Genomic DNA, 19,048 nt, shown 5'->3' on the forward strand with positions numbered 1-19,048 from the left:
CCCCTGCCGTCAGGCGCTGCGGTGGTTCGCCATGGCGCAGTGGCGATGCCAGGCGAACCGCCGGCAACGGGCCACACCACCCTGGACTTCACCCGTTCGCTGGCCAGCCCCCAGGCAAGCGCGAAGTTGCTCAAGGCGTTGCTCGACATACAGGTGCCCTGGCCCGAGTCACTGCCAACGGCTCAGGCAAGCGGCCCGCTCATGGGGCTCTACCGTATCGGCAATCTCTGGCACGCCAGCGTCGGCGGCCTGTTGTTCCAGGTCAGCGTGGTGCCCGGTTTCGGCGAGGTGTACCTGGTGCACCCACAGCATCCGCAACACCCCGGCTTCAAACTGATCAGCGACGGCCGAGGGCATTGGCGGCTGGATCGACACGCCAGGCTGGAAGGCGGTATGCCCAGAGAGCGGTTGAGTCAATGGCAAAGAAAACGCAACGAACAATTGGAGGCGCTGAACTCAGGATTGGCAGCCCTCAATATTGAAGCGAATGCATTGGCGCCACACGCGCAACAGTTCAACGACGCCGTGAAAAAAGCCCAGGATCAACTGACAATCCACAAGCAAGCCTTGAGAGAAGACTGGCAAAGGCTTGGCAGCCCCACATTACTTCCCGCACTGCGCCCAAGAATCGCCGACCGTCATCAGCAAAGGCAGAATTCGACGGCAAGCGCCACCACCGCTTGGCGCATCGCATTCGACAACTACCAGGAAAACACGCAAGCGTATATTTCCACGCAGGAAAAGTCCTTGAGCATGGCCAAAGAGCTGCTGGAACTGGACAGAACGCAGACTCAATACAAGTCGCTACGAGATATCGCGACCGAGAACATTCACAGTCACTTGTTGTTTTCTTATTCGTGCCTGCACCAAAAAATCAAAAACACGCTGGAAACCGCTCGCGGCGAAAGCCTCGCTGAACTACTGCTGCGGGTCGACAGAGAACTGCCCGACCACATCACAGGCGCCTACGAGGCGTTCATCAGCGGTGCGACGCAGCGACTGGAAGCGCTCAATGAAATGTTCACAATCGCCGAAAAAGTTGAAGCCATACTGCAACAGGCCAGTCCGGTATTGAGAGATCAACTCACGGGCAAAATCACGTCCGGCAACACGATTTCTTCGGCCATCATTGAACAGCATATCCTGTTAGCGTTTGTCGAGTTGATAGTCGATCGCTCTCTTGACACCGGCAACCCGCAGGAGCGGCCTTTCCTCACAGTACTCACCGATCGCCAAGCGACTACCGCCATCCTCACTCACACCGAAATACAAGCCACAAGTGGTTACTCACCGACCGAACAAATTGACGTACTCAAGGGTGCACTCCAGCAGTACGGTCGACTGGAAAATGCCGTCAACTCGTTAGCTGAAATGAGTTCCCGGCTTGTGCGAGAGCCGTATCGGGCCCCCTTTCTGGAACAGTTCGGCGTGGCCCGCACGGCAGTGGAAGCGCAACTGGCCCAGTTGATCCTGTCTGAAGAAGGCTTTGCCCCCAGGCACCCCCCCAACCGGGCGGTGCGGCAGAGACCCACCAGTCGAAGGGTTATCAAGACCCGTAACAGGGAGACACTGGTGGGTGACTTGCGCCCGAGTGAGCCCGGTGTAGAGGGCAACTTCATCGACATCAAGGACCCGCTCACCGGGCAAACCGTCGCCACTTACCATGAACACGTCAATGAAGGCGTCTGGAACGTCGTCGAGCAAGCGCTGCCGGCCCCGAGGCCCGCCGCACCTGCGAGCCGCACGTTAAAGGCGATCAAAGCGCAGGCAAAAATCGTCAGGGACGAGCGGGCAGGTATCGATTCAAGCATTCGCTTCCAACAACGCAAGCTTCAGGAGCCCGGCCGACGCGAGAGCCTCGACCCCTACGACTGGGATGTGATGCTGAGCCAGCATGCCGCGAAGTTTGAAACGCTTGCAGAGGAACTCCTGCGTGACCACGCCGCCAACGCAGAGGCTGTCACCCTGCGCGATGCTTATCTGGCGCAAGCCAATGCCGCCATGCTACAAGCCCGCGAGGCGTGCGCCGCAGGGTATAAATTGCAGCGCCCGAAAGCTGCCAATGTCGCCTATTTGTGGAAACACGGTTTTGTCGATATCAACCTGCGACGCGAGCGCTTTCGACTGCTGGCCGGTGACTATCTCACTGAGTACGCGATCCGCGACACGGACAAAATCCGCGCCGCAATGCCGCTCGAAGACGCTGACCTGTGGTACGCCCACTTCCATTACCCGGCCATCGACACATCGCCTCTGGAACCCACTTTCGGCCATCTGAAAACCAAGGCAGAGCGCCGGTTTACGCGCCGCGAACTGATCGAACAGGCGCGTGCCGACAACCGCGCAGTGGTCAATCTGGATAAAGCCGAGATCAAAGCCCCGTTGGACCGAGAGTTGTTCCTCGGACTGGAGGTCCTGGCGTGAGATAGCCAAGGGATTGTCTATGCTCTGTAGGACAACCTGACTGACGAGGGCGATATGGACGATCCCATCGATAACAAACCACCCACCTTCTGGCAGATGCTGCACAGCGTGGTCGCGGCGGCGTTCGGTGTGCAGAGCGGCAAGAACCGCGCCCGCGATTTCACCCACGGCAAGCCCAGCCATTTTGTAGGGCTGGGCATTCTGTTCACGCTGGTATTTGCCTTGACCTTGTTCGGTATCGTCAAGCTGGTGCTGCACTTCGCCGGGGTGTGATGCAGCGGCCACGTGCAGCGCGGTCAACGCCCCCTGTTCACTGGTGGCTGACCCAGAACACGGCGGTTCCGACCACCAGGATGATCAGGAACAAAATCGCCCACGCATCCACGGTACTGTCAGGTTTACGCACTTTGGTGGAATTGCTCATCGCATCGCCTCTTGTCGGTTTTATAGGTGATTGCATCACGGCTCAACGACAGTAAAGATCATGATTGCCCGCATGACAAATGTGGGTATCGTGATAACGGTTCTCATTAGTCAGTTTGGTTATTTACATATACCCAAACATCACTTTTGCGCATATACGCAAACTGGTATCGTGCGCCGGCTCCGTTGGGAGTGCGCGGCCGTGCGCGCAGATTTGCCGAGAACAGGACCTATATGTACGTATACGACGAATACGATCAGCGCATCATCGAGGACCGCGTCAAGCAGTTCCGTGATCAGACCCGACGCTACTTAGCAGGTGAACTGAGCGAAGAAGAGTTCCGCCCTCTGCGCCTGCAAAATGGCCTTTATGTTCAGCGCTTTGCGCCGATGCTGCGGGTGGCCGTGCCTTATGGCCAGCTGACCTCGCGCCAGACGCGAATGATGGCCAAGATCGCCCGCGACTTCGACAAAGGCTATGCCCACATCAGCACCCGGCAGAACGTGCAGTTCAACTGGCCGGCCCTGGAAGACGTGCCGGACATCCTGGCTGAACTGGCCACTGTGCAAATGCACGCCATTCAGACCAGCGGTAACTGCCTGCGCAACGTGACCACCGACCAATTTGCCGGCGTCGCTGCCGACGAGTTGATCGATCCACGGCCGTGGTGCGAAATCGTGCGCCAGTGGACTACCTTCCACCCTGAGTTCGCCTACCTGCCGCGCAAGTTCAAGATCGCCATCAATGGCTCGACCTCGGACCGCGCCGCCATCGAAGTGCACGATATCGGCCTGGAGCCGGTGCACAACGCTGCCGGCGAGCTGGGTTTCCGAGTACTGGTCGGCGGTGGCCTGGGCCGTACGCCGGTGGTCGGTGCGTTCATCAACGAGTTCCTGCCGTGGCAGGACCTGTTGAGCTACCTCGATGCCATCCTGCGGGTCTACAACCGCTATGGTCGTCGTGACAACAAATACAAGGCCCGGATTAAGATCCTGGTCAAGGCGCTGACCCCTGAGGTTTTCGCGCAAAAGGTCGATGCCGAGATGGAACACCTGCGCGGCGGCCAGACCACCCTGACCGAAGCCGAAGTACACCGCGTCGCCAAGCATTTCGTCGACCCTGAGTATAAGGCTTTGGCCAACCAGGACGCCGAGCTGGCCGCACTCGACCAACAGCATCCGGGCTTTGCCCGCTGGCGTACGCGCAACACCCTGGCGCACAAGAAGCCGGGCTATGTGGCGGTTACCCTGTCGCTCAAGCCCACCGGGGTTGCGCCAGGTGACATCACCGACAAGCAACTGGACGCCGTCGCCGACCTGGCCGAGCGCTACAGCTTCGGCCAACTGCGCACCTCTCACGAGCAGAACATCATTCTTGCCGACGTCGAGCAGAGCCAATTGTTCACCCTGTGGGGCGAGCTGCGCGAAGGCGGTTTTGCCACGCCGAACATCGGCCTGCTGACCGATATCATCTGCTGCCCGGGCGGCGACTTCTGCTCCCTGGCCAACGCCAAGTCGATCCCGATTGCCGAATCGATCCAGCGCCGTTTCGACGACCTGGACTACTTGTTCGACATCGGCGAGCTGGACCTGAACATTTCCGGTTGCATGAACGCCTGTGGTCACCACCACGTCGGACACATCGGCATCCTGGGCGTGGACAAGAAAGGCGAAGAATTCTACCAAGTGTCCCTGGGTGGCAGCGCCAGCCGCGATGCGAGCCTGGGCAAGATCCTCGGCCCATCCTTCGCCCAGGAAGCCATGCCCGAGGTGATCGGCAAGCTGATCGACGTCTACATCGAACAGCGCACCGAAGATGAGCGTTTCATCGACACCTACCAGCGCATCGGCATTGACCTGTTCAAGGAGCGCGTCTATGCAGCGAATCATTAAGAACAACGAAGTCCTCGACGAAACCTGGCACCTGCTGCCCAAGGACGCGAGCTTCGACGGCATCTCCAACTGCGACGACCTGATCGTACCGTTGGCGCTGTGGCGCGAACACGGCCACGCCCTCAAGGCCCGCGACGGCGGCCTGGGCGTGTGGCTGGATGCCGATGAAGAAGCCGAAGAAATCGGTGAAGACGTCGAGCATTTCCAGGTCATCGCCCTGAACTTCCCGGCCTTCACCGACGGGCGCAACTACTCAAACGCACGCCTGTTGCGTGAACGTTATGGGTACAAAGGCGAATTGCGCGCGATTGGCGATGTGCTGCGCGACCAGTTGTTCTACCTGCGCCGTTGCGGGTTCGATGCCTTCGCCTTGCGCGCCGACAAAGACCCGTACGAAGCGCTGGAAAGCCTCAAGGACTTTTCGGTGACGTACCAAGCGGCAACGGACGAGCCACTACCGCTGTTCCGCCGCCGCTGAGTCTCAACTGTAGGAGCGAGCTTGCTCGCGAAAAACCTCAACGATAACGCGTGCGTCCTGAATGAACGCGGTGCCTGTGAGTTTTTCGCGAGCAAGCTCGCTCCTACAAGGATGGCAGCTTGATCGAGGCCAGCACCTGCTTCTGCCCCATGGAGCAAGGCACGCCTTCCGGCTGCGCCCGTACCGCCTCGATCACGCCCAATAATTGCGCCTTGTTGTGAGCCAACTGCGCCTGCATCACCTCGATCTGAGCCACCTTGCGCTCCAATGCCTCGATCAACTCATCACGCTTGTGCTCCCCCGGCGCGGGCATCAACGCTTTGAGTTCCTGCAAGGTAAAGCCGGCCTGCTGCGCGCTCTGGATCAATTGCAGCGTCTGCAGCGCCTCAGGGGCATAGCGCCGATAACCATTGGCCTGGCGTCCGACCTGACTGATCAACCCCTCAGCCTCATAAAAGCGGATGCGTGACGCCGCCAACCCGCTCTGTTTTGCCAGTTCACCGATATTCATCGAAACGTCCGCTTGACATTAAAGTTAACTTTAAGCTTAGCCTGAGGCCTCCCCCGCTCAGGAGTCAACGCATGTCACCTTTTGAAGCTTTGCAACTGCCCAACGGCCAGGTTATTTCCAACCGCATCGCCAAGGCGGCGATGGAAGAAAACATGGCTGATCTGAATCAGGCACCCTCCCGCGAATTGAAGCAGTTGTACAAGACCTGGGCCGAGGGTGAACCCGGCCTGCTGCTCACCGGCAACGTTATGATCGACCGCCGTGCCATGACCGGCCCCGGTGGCGTTGCGCTGGAAAACGAGCAACACCTGGACAGCTTCCGCGAATGGGCCGATGTAGTGCGGGCCAAGGGCGTGCACTTCTGGGTGCAGCTCAGCCATCCGGGGCGCCAGACCATGGCCAACCTGGGCCAACAGGCACTGGCGCCGTCTGCCATCGCGCTGGACCTGGGCAGCTTTTCCAGAATGTTCGCCAAGCCCAGGGCCATGACCGAAGACGACATCCAGGACGTGATCCAACGCTTCGCCACCAGCGCCCGCCTGGCCGAGAAAGCCGGGTTCACCGGGGTACAGATCCACGGTGCCCACGGCTATTTGTTGAGCCAGTTTCTCTCACCCTTGAGCAACCATCGCACCGACCGCTGGGGCGGTTCACTGGAGAACCGCGCACGCCTGCTGCTCGAGGTGATCCACGCCGTGCGCGCCAGCGTCAGCCCATCCTTTTGCGTGGCGGTAAAACTCAACTCCGCCGACTTCCAACGCGGCGGTTTCGATGCCGCCGACGCACGTGCCGTGGTCGAACTGCTCAACCCGCTGCCCATCGACCTGCTGGAATTGTCCGGCGGCAGCTACGAAGCGCCGGCCATGCAAGGCGAAGCACGGGACGGCCGTACCCTGGCCCGTGAGGCGTACTTCCTGGAGTTCGCCAAGGAACTGGCCACGATCGCCAGGATGCCGTTGATGGTCACCGGCGGTATTCGCCGCCTGCCCGTCGTGCAACACGTGCTCGACAGCGGCATTGCCATGGCCGGCATCGCCACCGCCCTGACCCTGGAGCCGCAACTGATCAAACACTGGCGCGAGGGCCGCGACCTCAACCCGCAGCTCAAACCCATCGACTGGAAACGCAAACCCTTGGCCGCCCTCGCCACCCTTGCCCTGGTGCGCGACCAGATGCGCCGCCTGAGCCGCGGGCGCCTGCCCAACGCCAAGGCCGCTCCGTGGCTGGCGCTGGTGTGTGACCAGTGGTTTACGGCCCGGCGTACGCGGCAGTACCGCGCGAGCATGACGCAATCTTCACATTAAACGCGGAGCATTCGCCGTGATTGAACTGTCCCCTACTGATCAGCAGTTTTTCAACCTCACTGACGATTGGAGTGCTTCATGGCGAAAATCAACCTGGCCCAGCAGTTGGCGACCACCCTTGAACAGGCGGGTATCAAGCGCATCTGGGGCCTGACCGGCGATAGTCTCAATGGGCTCACCGACGCCCTGCGCAGCATGGACAGCATCGAGTGGATGCATGTGCGCCACGAAGAAGTGGCCGCGTTCGCCGCCGGCGCCGAGGCCGCCGCCACCGGTGAGCTGACCGTGTGTGCCGGCAGTTGCGGGCCGGGCAACCTGCATTTGATCAATGGTCTGTTCGACTGCCATCGCAACCATGTGCCGGTACTGGCGATTGCTGCGCAGATTCCGTCCTCGGAGATCGGCCTGAATTATTTTCAGGAAACCCATCCCCAGGAACTGTTCAAGGAATGCAGCCATTTTATCGAGCTGGTGAGCAACCCCGAGCAGATGCCCCACGTGCTGCATCGCGCCATGCGTTCGGCGATTCTCAATCGGGGCGTGGCGGTGGTGGTGATTCCGGGAGACGTGTCGCTGCTGGAGGTAGACGACAAGCTCAAGCCGTGGCCGGCGCTGCATGCACCGCGCACATTGCCGGCCGAGGCCGACTTGCAGCGCTTGAGCGATATGCTCCAGAGCAGCGAGAAAGTCACACTGCTGTGCGGCAGCGGTTGCGCCGGTGCCCATGACCAGGTAGTGGCGTTGGCCGACGCCCTCGGCGCGCCGGTGGTGCATGCGCTTCGCGGCAAGGAGCATGTGGAATGGGATAACCCATTCGATGTGGGCATGACCGGCCTGATCGGTTTCAGCTCCGGCTACCACGCGATGCTCGACTGCGACACGCTGATCATGCTCGGCACCGACTTTCCTTACCGTCAGTTCTATCCGACCGACGCCAGAATTATCCAGGTTGACCGTGACCCCCAGGCCCTGGGCCGACGCGCGACCCTGGACCTGGGCATCGCCGCCGATGTCAGTGAAACCATCGGCGCGCTGTTGCCGCGCCTGACCCGCAAGACCGATCGCAGCTTCCTCGAAACCTCCCTCAAGCATTACGAGAAAGCGCGCCAGGGCCTGGATGACCTGGCGCAACCGTCCAAGGCGGATCGACCGATCCACCCTCAATACGTAGCACGCCTGCTCAGCGAGCTGGCCGATGATGATGCGATTTTCACCGCCGATGTCGGTTCACCGACCGTATGGGCCGCGCGCTACCTGAAGATGAACGGCAAGCGCCGCCTGATCGGCTCGTTCAACCACGGTTCCATGGCCAACGCCATGCCCCAGGCCATCGGCGCGCAGGCGGCGTTCCCGGGTCGGCAGGTGATCTCGATGTCGGGTGACGGCGGTTTCACCATGTTGATGGGGGACTTCATTTCGCTGGCGCAATTGAACCTGCCCGTCAAAGTGATCGTGTTCAATAACGCATCACTGGGTTTCGTCGCCATGGAGATGAAGGCCGCAGGCTACCTGGACACGGGCACCGAGCTGAAAAACCCGGATTTCGCGGCCATGTCCAATGCCATGGGAATCCTGGGGATTCGCGTGGAGCAATCCGAAGACCTGGAGCCGGCCCTGCGCCAAGCGCTGGCCCACAACGGCCCGGTACTGGTAGATGTAGTGACGGCCACCCAGGAGTTGGTGATGCCGCCGACGATCAAACTCGAACAGGCCAAGGGGTTCAGCCTGTATATGCTCAAGGCGGTAATGAGCGGGCGTGGCGATGAAGTGATCGAACTGGCGCGCACCAACTGGCTGCGCTGATCCAACGGCGGGAGGGGCAAACCCCTCCCGCACCCGGACTCATGGTCCGATTCAGCCCTGTTGTTTTTCGACCCATTTGCCGAAGGCATCGATAAACGCCTGCAGGAACGGCCGGGTCTTTTCCGACAGCTTGCCGGCCTCATCGAACACGCTGCCCGCTCCGCCCAGGTAGGCTTCAGGCTGTTGCATGCACCACACATCAAGAAACACCAGGGACTGGCGCAGGTGATGGTTGGCACCAAAGCCACCAATGGCGCCTGGCGATACGCTGATGATCGCGCCGGGCTTGCCGCTCCAGGCACTCTGCCCATACGGGCGGGACCCGACATCGATGGCATTCTTCAACGGCGCCGGCACGGAACGGTTGTATTCGGGCGTCACGAACAACACCGCGTCGGATGAACTCACCTGTTGACGGAAAGTGCTGTAGGCTTGCGGCGCGCCTGGCCCGTCTATGTCCTCGTTGTAGAGCGGCAAATCGCCAATTTCAACAATGTTCAGCTTCAGGTTGGCCGGCGCCAGCTCGGCCAGTGCCAAGGCGACTTTGCGGTTGATCGAGTCTTTTCTCAAGCTGCCAACCAGGACGGCAATCGTGTAGACCTTGCTCATTGAGGTTTCCCGACGTCTGACTAAAGGAGCCTGTAGTTATAAAGATTTCATCGCGCGTGCACCAGCGGGTTTTGAGAATGCCGCACACGTTGATGCGCAATCCCATGTGTGGGAAATATCTGAAACGTTAAACGAATAGTATTTTTTTCTTATAGGTAAACTACCCCGCTCCCTGACGGTCTACAGAACCGCAAATCGAGCGTTTATCTCCAGAGGTTCTAAACAGATGGCAGCAGTACTAGTCGGACAGTTTCATGCCAGAGACGCGGAAGGCCGCGTGTATTCGGTGCATGAGTTCCAGGAATCCAACCCGGCGCACGGCGACCTGGCTGGCTCGGCGCCTACCACCACCTACAAGCTGGCCATTGGCGACCGGATGGAGAAGCTGGAGGGTGATGAGTTCCGATTGGTTCAGTCGGGCACCATCCTCGTACGCGAATCGAAGACCACCCTCGCCTCATAAGACTAGGCCCTGACCTCCTGCCCGGTCCAGGCGACTGGGCCGGGGAAGCTACGGGCTATGGATTTGCGTCACCTCAATGCCCTGCTCACCTTGCTTGAGCGTTACCACCACCTGCCCCCTCTCCCCCTCAACCGCATACATCGAGCGCGTGTAGCCCGGCCGGTCGTAAGCGGGATAGGCCTGCACCTGCCTGATCAACGTGATACCCAGCACGGCGCCCACCTGCTCGCCGACCTGTTCCTGGGAGCGAATAAACGCTTCAAGTGCGAGGTCCTCCGGTGCGTATTCGGCGTGATTATTGAAGAAGTAAGCCGCCATGCACCCCACGGTCACCAGGACCAGGAGTTGCTTGGCCGTTACCCCGAAGAGCGTCGAGGGTAGAGGCATTTGAGACCAGACCTGTTTTTGTTGTAAGTACCGGGTCACCGGCATTGGTCGTTGCTGATCAGACACCGCATTCTAGTAGGGTCGTGGCGCAACGCCATAGACCGGGGCGACGCTCGCAGTCTTTTTTGCGCACAAAGGCCTGCGCCATTGAATCCCCAACGCGCTGCACATAGACTCCGGCCATGCGTTTACGTCATATCGAAGTGATTCAGGCCATCTTGCAGACCGGGCACCTCGGCACGGCCGCCGAGTGGCTGCAACTGCCCGTGGGCGAGGTAGACGCCACCCTCAGGGATGCCGAGCTGCAACTGGGCTTCATGCTGTTTGCCAGTGTCCGCGGGCGCCTGCAAGCCACCCGTGAAACCCTGGAGTTGCAGACGCAGATCGCGCCCCTCTACGACGCGCTTGAGCCGCTGCAGCGCCTGGCCAGCCGCTTGAAACACCATCACGCGCCGACCTTGCGTGTGCTGTGCACCCCGCCGCTGGCAAACCAGTTGTTGCCACAGAGCATCGCCCTGCTGCGCCGACGCTTCCAGGACACGCCGTGCAACCTGTCGAGCCAGCCGACCCGGGAAATCGTGCGCAGCCTGTTGCTGCATGAAACCGATGTGGGCCTGAGCCTGCACGATCCGGAGCACCCGCACATTCAAGGCAGCGTACTGGCCCAGGGCAAACTGCAATTGCTCGCCCCCCATGGCTGGCTCAAACCCAGGCAGAAGTACATCGCGCTGCAGGATCTGGCGGGGCAGTCGATGATTGGCCTGGAGGGCCAGGACCCGTTGAGCCGCCTGCTGGACGCCAAACTGCAAGCCCTGCGCCCGCTGCCGGTGGTGCAAACGCGGGTGCAGACGTACCAGATGATGCGCAGCATGGTCGAGGCAGGCGAAGGCCTGGCGGTGGTCGATCCGTTCACCGCCTTCGGTGCACGGGACGCGGGGCTGGATGTGTGCCCGATTTCACCACCGATCAGTGTCAACCTGTATGCACTGACCCTGCACGGCGCAGCCCCGTCACCGGCCCTGAGCGCATTGCTGGAGATCGTAACCGAGAAGGCCGAAAACCTGCTGTCCAACGACATGAAACCCGCGTAGACGCCGCCTCAGATCGAGCTGACTTCAGTCTTGAACAGCCGATACCAGAAAATCGCCACTTCACGGGTTTGCGGGTCGATCCCGCGATAGCGCAGTTGATCGATGCCCCCCATGACATACCCGCTACGCTCATACAGGCGACAGGCACCAAGGTTGTTGTTCTGGGTTTCAAGCATCATGCCCGGCAGGTTTTTCTTGCGTGCCCAGAACTGCGCCACATCCAACAGCGCCTTGGCGACGCCGTGACGCCGTGCAGGCAGCGCCACCGCCAGCTCGTCAACGTGGGCGAAGCCGTTCCAGTTGGTACTGACCACGACGTGCCCGACGGCGCGATCATCCAGATAGGCCATGAAGATCGCGCTGTCGGGCGCGTTGCGAAAGCTGGCGAATTCTTCCGGGTCGATGCCGTAGCACTTGCGGTACGGCAGGATGCGCTCCAGCGGCCACTGATCGACGCGCTTGTCCATCTGCGGCACACCATAGGCACTGACCTCGAAACTGAAGTCATTGCCCCATACATAAGCGTCGAAGCCTTCATCGGCGACGCGCACACTGAGCCCTGGATACTTCGGGTTCATGACAGCTTGCATAACGTTCCTTAACCTTTGATGCAGTCGACGGTGTAACAACGACCACTGCCGTCATCTTCATGTTGCAGCCCATGCACATCAGCGACAAAGCCGGGGAAACTGCTATCGAACGTGCGGGCGAACGCCAGGTAATCGACGATCGAACGCGTTGACTCGGTAAAGCGCTCGCCCGGCATGATCAACGGGATGCCCGGCGGATAGGGCACCAGCATCACGGCTGCGATGCGTCCTGGCAAGGCATCGATGGAAACGGCTTCCACTTCCCCCCTGACCAACTGATCGTAGGCGTCGGCCGGCTTCATCGCGATCTGCGGCAACACCGTGTACATACACTTGAGGTGCCGGGCTGTCGCATTGCTGCGATAGCAACTGTGCAACTGGTTGCACAGATCGCGCAACCCCAGGCCTTGATAACGGACCGGACCCTGGGCATAGACCGAAGGCAGGCAACTGGCCAGGCTGGTATTCCCATCATAGCTGCGCTTGAACTCCAGCAACTCGGTGAGCAAAGTACTCCACTTGCCTTTGGTGATGCCCATCGAAAACAACACCAGGAAAGAATACAGCCCGGTCTTCTCCACCACCAGGCCGCGCTCCCAGAGGAACTTGCTGACCACGGCGGCGGGAATCCCGCAATCGCTCAAGGCGCCACCGGCGTTGAGGCCGGGCATCACCAGCGTGACCTTGATCGGGTCCAGCAACACATAATCTTCAGCCACGTCGCCGAAACCATGCCAGTCGTCCTGGGGGTGCAGCAGCCAGTCAGCCGTGGCGACCCGGTCGATACCGGCCACCGAGGGTGGCTGCCAGATGGAAAACCACCAATCATCGGCGGCGATATGCTGACGCAGATTGGCCAGTGCACGGCGGAAACTAAGGGCCTCGTCGAACATTTCCTGCAACAGCGAGCGACCCGCCGGCCCTTCCATCATCGCCGACGCAACGTCCAGCGAGGCGATGATGCTGTACTGCGGCGACGTGGAGATATGCATCATGAACGCTTCGTTGAAACGGTCGCGGTCCAGCTGCCGCGCACCGCCATCCTGCACATGGATCATCGATGCCTGACTGAAGGCCGCCAGCAATTTGTGGGTGGAGTGCGTGGTGAACACCAAGGGGCTGTCCGGCGTACGCAACGTGCCCATGCCATAGCGCCCGGCGAAAAACTCGTGGAACGCCGCATAGGCGTACCAGGCCTCATCGAAGTGCAGCACCTCCACACTGTTGCCCAATTGCTGCTTGATCAGTTCGGCGTTGTAGCACAGGCCGTCGTAGGTGGAATTGGTCACCACCGCCAGCTTGACCTTCGCCGGGCGGCCCCGGGCCAGCGGGCTGGCGTCGATCTTGGCGCGGATCGATTCGGGGCTGAACTCACTCAAGGGGATGGGGCCGATGATCCCCAGTTCGTTGCGCTCCGGGCACAGGTACAACGGGATCGCGCCGGTCATGATGATCGAATGCAGCACCGACTTGTGGCAGTTGCGGTCCACCAATACCAGATCGTCGCGGCCCACCATGGAATGCCAGACAATTTTGTTGGCGGTGGAGGTGCCGTTGATCACGAAGAACGTATGGTCGGCCCCAAAGTTGCGGGCGGCGCGGGCTTCGGCTTCGGCCAGCGGCCCGGTGTGATCGAGCAGCGAGCCCAGTTCCGGGACGGAAACAGACAGGTCCGAGCGCAGGGTGTTCTCCCCGAAGAACTGATGAAACGCCTGCCCCACCGGGCTTTTGCGATAGGCCACGCCACCGCCGTGGCCCGGGGTATGCCATGAGTAATTGGAGTCGGCGGTGTGTTGCACCAGGGCCTTGAAGAACGGCGGCAGCAGGCCATCGAGGTAGGTGCGCGCAGCGCGGGCGACCTGGCGCGCCAGAAACGGCACGGTGTCTTCGAACAGATACAGAATGCCGCGCAACTGGTTGAGTTCGCTCATGGCGTCAGCCGGGGCGTTTTCCAGGGTGACTTGTTCGCCCAAGGCGAAGATCGGCAGGTTGGGCGCCCTCACCCGCGCCAGGCGGATCAGCTCGACCATGTTTTGCAGCAAGTGGGTGTTTTCCCCGGCGCCTTCCGCTGCGATCAGCATGCAAGCCAGGCCATGGTGGGTGGACGCTACCAACCGCCCTTCGGCGTAGTCCACGGCAGAAAAGATACTGAAGCCCTCCTGCTCCAACTCCCTGGCGATGCCTCGAACCCGGTCACCGGCAACGGTGTCGGCCTTGATGTCACGGTGCACGATAAGGACGGGAAACTTCAGGTCTTTGTACATGAGCGCGCCTACTCCTGAGGGCTTGCACTCAGGGTAGAGGCTGGAAGCGAATGTGGCGAATGAAGATTTCGAAGACAGTGGGGATCAACTGTTGATGCCGTCAAGAGCGGACGCAGAGCGTCCAAGGCGGCATTCCCACGCAGAGCGTGGGAACGATCGTAGGGTGCCAGGATTACTGTTGCGTCAGTTGGGTCCACAATGCTGGTGCGCCGGCCGCCTTGGCAATCGCTTCCAACCGCGCGACGTGCTCGGCCAGATCCTGCTCGCTGGCTCGGATGACAGGCGTGGGCCTGCGGTCTGCCGGCAGGCGACGGATCTCCGAGGGGCGATTGCCCGAGCCTTCCGCCGAACCGCTGCCATCGGTTGCATTACCGGCCAGCGACAGGCTGGTCTGCCCACCGGTCATGGTCAGGTAAACGTCAGCCAGGATCTCGGAGTCGAGCAAGGCGCCGTGCAGTTCACGCCCGGAGTTGTCGACACCATAACGCTTGCACAAGGCATCAAGGCTGTTGCGTTGGCCGGGGTGACGCTCGCGGGCCATCATCAAGGTGTCGAGGATCGAGCAGTGCCGGGAAATATCCGCTCGGTCCATTTGCCCCATCAGGGCAAATTCATTATTGATGAAGCCGACGTCGAACGCCGCGTTATGGATGATCAGTTGGGCGCCGTTGATGAACTCGAAAAACTCATCGGCCACTTCGGCAAAGCGCGGCTTGCCCTTGAGGAATTCGTCGGTGATGCCGTGGACGCCGATCGCGCCTTCGTCACTGTCGCGGTCCGGTTGCAGGTAGACGTGGAAGTGACGACCGGTCAGGCGGCGCCCCATCAGTTCGACACAACCGATTTCGATGATCCGGTGACCATCGGTCACCGGCATGCCGGTGGTTTCGGTATCGAGTACAACGGATCGGATGGCCATCAGGGTTCAGCTCTCAACGGTGTGTAGATCAAAGGGCGCGATGTTAACACGTCAGCCGGCATCAGCTCTGCTTGTAGCCGCGCACTTCATCCACGCCACGGTTGGCCAGTTGGTCGGCACGCTCGTTGCCTGGATGGCCGATATGCCCGCGCACCCATTTCCAGGTGATGTCATGGCGGTTGCATTGCTCATCGAGCAATTGCCACAGGTCGGCATTCTTGACCGGCTCCTTGGACGCCGTTTTCCAACCGCGCTTCTTCCAGTTGACCATCCACTCGTTGATGCCCTTCATCACATACTGCGAGTCGGTCACCAGCAGGACGTTGCAGCGCCGCTTGAGCTCTTCGAGGCCGCGAATGGCGCCCATCAGCTCCATGCGGTTGTTGGTGGTATTGGCTTCGCCGCCCCACAACTCCTTCTCCACGCCCTTGCACACCAGCAATGCGCCCCAGCCGCCGGGGCCGGGGTTGCCCTTGCAGGCGCCATCGGTGAAGAGTTCTACACTATCGGTCATCGGTTATTCGGCCTGAATCAAAATGAGGTTTTACGGTTGACGTTGTTCGCGGTTGACCTTGGCCAGCGGCATTGGCACCAGCTTGCCGAGCGGTTCGCGGCGCACTTGCTGCACCGGGCGCAGGCCGACCACGATCTTGCGTGCCACCAATAAATAGAAGCCGCCACCCGACAGTTGCCAGGCGCCTGCGCGGCGTTCCCAGCCAGCGAGGCGGCCCTGCCACTTGGCGGACGCAAGCGGCGGACGATAGCACCCGAAGCGGCGTTTCTCCAGCGCGAAGCCCAGCAGGTTCAACCAGTCGCCGACCCGCGAAGGCGCAATGCAACGCGCCTGGCGCAAACCGTCATGGGCGAACAGGTGGCGCAGGCCCCAACTGCTCCAGGGGTTGATGCCAATAATCAGCAAATGGCCACCCGGGCGCACGCTGCTCGCGGCTTCGCGCAACAAACCGTGGGGAGACAGGCAGAAATCCAGGCCGTGCTGCAACACCACCACATCGGCGGCGTGTTCGCTCAACGGCCAGGCCTGCTCCTCGCAGACGATTTCCACGCCCGGCAACGGCGCCCCCAGGCGTACATTGCGTTGTACCTGCGGGGCGCTCGGTGGCGAATCGGCCGAGGGGCCGTAATGCACCAGGTAGCCGCCGAAGAACCGGCCCAGCTCGTCTTCGAGCATGCGCCGCTCTTCATCCAGCAGCAATTGCCCCAGCGGCCCGGACAGCCATTCGCGGGCGGCACCGATCAGAGCCAGCCACTCGGGATCGGCCTGGGCGAACGCTTTATCAGTCATTGCATTCTCCAATTCGCCTAGACGTTCTAAGATGCACCAATGTGTTCAGCTTGGCGAATCGAAGAATGATACAGATCAGTGCCCTGCCCGCCTTCACCGATAACTACATCTGGTTGTTACAGGATGAGCAAACCCGACGTTGCGCCGTGGTCGATCCCGGTGACGCCGCGCCGGTCATCGCCTGGCTTGAGCAGAACCCTTCCTGGGTACTCGGCGACATCCTGGTCACTCACCATCACCATGATCATGTCGGCGGTGTCGAGCAACTCAAAAAACTCACCGGCGCCAAGGTCTACGGCCCCGCGAACGAAAACATCCCGGCCAGGGACGTCGACTTGCAGGACAACGACCGCATCACCGTGCTCGGCCTGGACTTCGCCGTATACGCAGTGCCCGGCCACACCCTCGGCCACATCGCTTATTACCATCAAGGCGTGTTGTTGTGTGGCGACACGCTGTTTGCCGCCGGTTGCGGTCGCCTGTTCGAAGGCACGCCGGAGCAGATGCATACCTCGCTTGAGCGCCTGGCCGCCCTGCCCGCTGACACCCTGGTGTACTGCACCCACGAATACACACAAAGTAACCTCAAGTTTGCCCAAGCCGTGGAACCGCATAACACCGACATCGCTGAGCGGGTTGCGCAAGTCGCTCAGTTGCGGGCGCGTGGCGAGATGACGCTGCCGTCTAACCTGGCGCTTGAAAAACGCACTAACCCTTTCCTGCGCACCTCTGAAACATCCGTTAAACAAAAAGCGGACGAACGGAATGGACGCGACAACCGCTCTGGGGCCGAGGTGTTTGCTAGCTTGAGGGCCTGGAAAGATAAGTTCTAAGCCGAAGCGATCTGATACGAAATTTCTGAATGGTTGACCGGAACCAAAGCGCTTTCTAGAATCGCCCGACATTTTTGCCCGGAACTTACTTCCAGCCAATGTCGTCATCTATTCGTAAATCCATTTCTTCAGACGCATTGACCCGCCTGGCTCAAGCCGTGGCGGTGGCCGTTTCCGCAACTCTGGCGGGCTGCCAATCGACTCATTACGCTGCACAATCCACCGTGCAACCCAAACCCAATCTTGCTGCCAAGATCAAGCAAAAACCTATCTGGCTTTCAGAGAAGCCCAGCCCCGAAGTGCCCCAGGATGTCTGGGAACGCATGCGTCGGGGCTTTCAATTGCAGGACGGCGTCGGCGTCAACCCGCGCATCGAGCAACAGCGCCTGTGGTTCGCCAGCAACCCGTCCTTCCTGGAGAACGCCGGGGAACGCGGCAGCCTCTACATTCATTACATCGTCGAGCGCCTTGAAGAGCGCAACATGCCGCTGGAACTGGCGCTGCTGCCGGTGATTGAAAGTGCCTACAACCCAATGGCCTATTCGCGCAGCGATGCGGTCGGCCTGTGGCAGTTCATCCCTTCCACCGGGCGCTACTTCAACCTGCGCCAGACCCGCGCCTACGATGGCCGCCGCGATATCACCGCCTCCACTACCGCCGCCCTGGACTACCTGACCCGTCTGCATGACATGTTCAACGGTGACTGGCTGCTGGCCTTGGCGGCCTACAATGCCGGTGAAGGTACGGTCAGTCGGGCCATCGAGCGCAACGAGAAGCTTGGCCTGCCGACAGACTACTGGAACCTGCCCCTGCCCCAGGAAACCAAGGACTACGTGCCCAAATTCCTGGCGCTGTCCCAGGTGGTGCTGGCACCCGAGGCCTATGGCGTCAACCTGAACCCGATCGCCAACACGCCGTATTTCGAAGTGGTTGAAGTCAAGCAAAGCATGGACCTGTCCCGGGTCGCCGCGCTGGCGGAAATCGATGAAGACGAGCTGTTCCAGCTCAACCCGGCCCTGAAACAACGCACCACCCTGGACGGCCCCCAGCATCTGCTGGTGCCCACCTCCAAGGCGCAACTGCTCACCAGCACCCTGTCGATGATGAAGCCCGACGAGTTGTTGAGCATGCGCCCGAAAAAGCCGGTGTTCGACGAAGTCGAGACCAAGACGGTTGCCGGGCGTACCCGCAGCTACAAGGTGCGCACCGGCGACAACCTCACGCTGATCGCCAAGGCCAACAAGGTCGATGTGCACGACCTGCAGCGTTGGAACAAGCTCAACGGCCAGGCGCTCAAGGTCGGCCAGACCCTGGTGATGCAGGACACGCGCAAAGCCGCCGCGAAAAAGCCGGTGCAGTACAAGGTCAAGAAAGGCGACTCGCTGTACATGGTCGCCAAGCGCTTCAATGTCGAGATGCAACACCTCAAGCGCTGGAACCCGCGTACCGGCCAGGCATTGAAGCCCGGGCAGATGCTGGTGGTGTCGGGGCCGCGCTGAGGCCTCAGAAACACCGAGGAACTCATGTGGGAGGGGGCTTGCCCCCGATTGCGGTGGGTCAGCTTACACATCGCTGTCTGGCTGCCTGCTATCGGGGCATAGGTATCTACACAACGTTTCAGACCGTAGCAGCCGACGGTAACCACGATGCGAAGCGAGTCGCTCTTGATCTGGCTTTTGATCTTGATCTCAGGCGCCCCGTTAAACCACGCTGGCCGAACGCAGGCTTGAATCCGTGGGCAACCCGGCAGGAC

Annotated in this window: 18 protein-coding genes; 10 read left to right on the plus strand and 8 right to left on the minus strand. The window is 60.7% G+C overall.

Annotated elements, in window-relative coordinates; translation table 11 throughout:
• The first annotated feature begins 201 nt into the window (after positions 1–201).
• The 4 genes from BFP96_RS00790 (at position 202) to BFP96_RS00805 (ending at position 5,218) form a co-directional block, all read left to right on the plus strand.
• Positions 202–2,424 carry a hypothetical protein gene (locus BFP96_RS00790; RefSeq protein ID WP_218188732.1) on the plus strand — a complete coding sequence of 741 codons (2,223 nt, stop codon included), beginning with the start codon at positions 202–204 and terminating at the stop codon, positions 2,422–2,424.
• Positions 2,425–2,478: 54 nt separating this feature from the next.
• The gene (locus BFP96_RS00795; protein WP_065885258.1) at positions 2,479–2,697 is read left to right on the plus strand and encodes a DUF2970 domain-containing protein; all 219 of its coding nucleotides are present in this window, start codon (positions 2,479–2,481) and stop codon (positions 2,695–2,697) included.
• Positions 2,698–3,081: 384 nt separating this feature from the next.
• On the plus strand, positions 3,082–4,740 hold the full coding sequence (locus BFP96_RS00800; protein ID WP_057011146.1) for a nitrite/sulfite reductase: 1,659 nt from the start codon (positions 3,082–3,084) through the stop codon (positions 4,738–4,740).
• The gene (locus BFP96_RS00805; protein ID WP_065885257.1) at positions 4,724–5,218 is read left to right on the plus strand and encodes a DUF934 domain-containing protein; all 495 of its coding nucleotides are present in this window, start codon (positions 4,724–4,726) and stop codon (positions 5,216–5,218) included. Before BFP96_RS00800 ends, BFP96_RS00805 begins: the two co-directional genes overlap by 17 nt.
• Positions 5,219–5,321: 103 nt before the next feature.
• Here the strand turns inward: BFP96_RS00805 and BFP96_RS00810 are convergent, their stop codons facing one another.
• Entirely contained in the window at positions 5,322–5,729 is a 408-nt protein-coding gene (locus BFP96_RS00810) for a MerR family transcriptional regulator (protein WP_065895377.1), read from the minus strand.
• A gap of 71 nt (positions 5,730–5,800) precedes the next feature.
• Here BFP96_RS00810 and BFP96_RS00815 point away from each other — a divergent pair, with 71 nt between their 5' ends.
• Positions 5,801–7,033 carry an NADH:flavin oxidoreductase/NADH oxidase family protein gene (locus BFP96_RS00815; protein ID WP_065897048.1) on the plus strand — a complete coding sequence of 411 codons (1,233 nt, stop codon included), beginning with the start codon at positions 5,801–5,803 and terminating at the stop codon, positions 7,031–7,033.
• Positions 7,034–7,111: 78 nt separating this feature from the next.
• Entirely contained in the window at positions 7,112–8,836 is a 1,725-nt protein-coding gene (gene poxB / locus BFP96_RS00820) for a ubiquinone-dependent pyruvate dehydrogenase (RefSeq protein WP_065935396.1), read from the plus strand.
• A 51-nt stretch (positions 8,837–8,887) separates the two neighbouring features.
• Here the strand turns inward: poxB and BFP96_RS00825 are convergent, their stop codons facing one another.
• A complete protein-coding gene (locus BFP96_RS00825; protein WP_065885255.1) occupies positions 8,888–9,445 on the minus strand; it encodes an NADPH-dependent FMN reductase in 558 nt (185 codons plus the stop codon).
• Positions 9,446–9,671: 226 nt separating this feature from the next.
• Between BFP96_RS00825 and BFP96_RS00830 the strand changes: the two genes are divergently transcribed.
• Entirely contained in the window at positions 9,672–9,908 is a 237-nt protein-coding gene (locus BFP96_RS00830) for a hypothetical protein (RefSeq protein ID WP_065885254.1), read from the plus strand.
• Positions 9,909–9,956: 48 nt separating this feature from the next.
• Here the strand turns inward: BFP96_RS00830 and BFP96_RS00835 are convergent, their stop codons facing one another.
• Positions 9,957–10,295 carry a hypothetical protein gene (locus BFP96_RS00835; protein WP_065895440.1) on the minus strand — a complete coding sequence of 113 codons (339 nt, stop codon included), beginning with the start codon at positions 10,293–10,295 and terminating at the stop codon, positions 9,957–9,959.
• Positions 10,296–10,477: 182 nt separating this feature from the next.
• Between BFP96_RS00835 and BFP96_RS00840 the strand changes: the two genes are divergently transcribed.
• A complete protein-coding gene (locus BFP96_RS00840; protein WP_065895374.1) occupies positions 10,478–11,386 on the plus strand; it encodes a LysR substrate-binding domain-containing protein in 909 nt (302 codons plus the stop codon).
• Between the two features lie 8 nt (positions 11,387–11,394).
• Here the strand turns inward: BFP96_RS00840 and BFP96_RS00845 are convergent, their stop codons facing one another.
• From BFP96_RS00845 to BFP96_RS00865, 5 genes are all read right to left on the minus strand, one after another.
• Positions 11,395–11,976, minus strand: coding sequence for a GNAT family N-acetyltransferase (locus tag BFP96_RS00845; RefSeq protein ID WP_065885252.1), 582 nt, complete (start codon positions 11,974–11,976; stop codon positions 11,395–11,397).
• Between the two features lie 8 nt (positions 11,977–11,984).
• Positions 11,985–14,240 carry an Orn/Lys/Arg family decarboxylase gene (locus tag BFP96_RS00850; protein WP_065935397.1) on the minus strand — a complete coding sequence of 752 codons (2,256 nt, stop codon included), beginning with the start codon at positions 14,238–14,240 and terminating at the stop codon, positions 11,985–11,987.
• Positions 14,241–14,412: 172 nt separating this feature from the next.
• The gene (gene dnaQ / locus BFP96_RS00855; protein ID WP_163001637.1) at positions 14,413–15,153 is read right to left on the minus strand and encodes a DNA polymerase III subunit epsilon; all 741 of its coding nucleotides are present in this window, start codon (positions 15,151–15,153) and stop codon (positions 14,413–14,415) included.
• A 67-nt stretch (positions 15,154–15,220) separates the two neighbouring features.
• On the minus strand, positions 15,221–15,673 hold the full coding sequence (rnhA, locus tag BFP96_RS00860; protein WP_057725161.1) for a ribonuclease HI: 453 nt from the start codon (positions 15,671–15,673) through the stop codon (positions 15,221–15,223).
• A 30-nt stretch (positions 15,674–15,703) separates the two neighbouring features.
• Positions 15,704–16,462 carry a class I SAM-dependent methyltransferase gene (locus BFP96_RS00865; RefSeq protein ID WP_065885249.1) on the minus strand — a complete coding sequence of 253 codons (759 nt, stop codon included), beginning with the start codon at positions 16,460–16,462 and terminating at the stop codon, positions 15,704–15,706.
• Positions 16,463–16,527: 65 nt separating this feature from the next.
• Here BFP96_RS00865 and gloB point away from each other — a divergent pair, with 65 nt between their 5' ends.
• The gene (gloB, locus tag BFP96_RS00870; protein WP_065895370.1) at positions 16,528–17,295 is read left to right on the plus strand and encodes a hydroxyacylglutathione hydrolase; all 768 of its coding nucleotides are present in this window, start codon (positions 16,528–16,530) and stop codon (positions 17,293–17,295) included.
• A 98-nt stretch (positions 17,296–17,393) separates the two neighbouring features.
• Positions 17,394–18,794 (plus strand): transglycosylase SLT domain-containing protein, encoded by a 1,401-nt coding sequence (locus BFP96_RS00875; RefSeq protein WP_065935398.1) that lies wholly within the window; start codon positions 17,394–17,396, stop codon positions 18,792–18,794.
• Positions 18,795–19,048: the final 254 nt, after the last annotated feature.

The sequence above is a fragment of the Pseudomonas sp. 34 E 7 genome (genome assembly GCF_900005715.1).
Lineage (GTDB): Bacteria > Pseudomonadota > Gammaproteobacteria > Pseudomonadales > Pseudomonadaceae > Aquipseudomonas > Aquipseudomonas orientalis_A.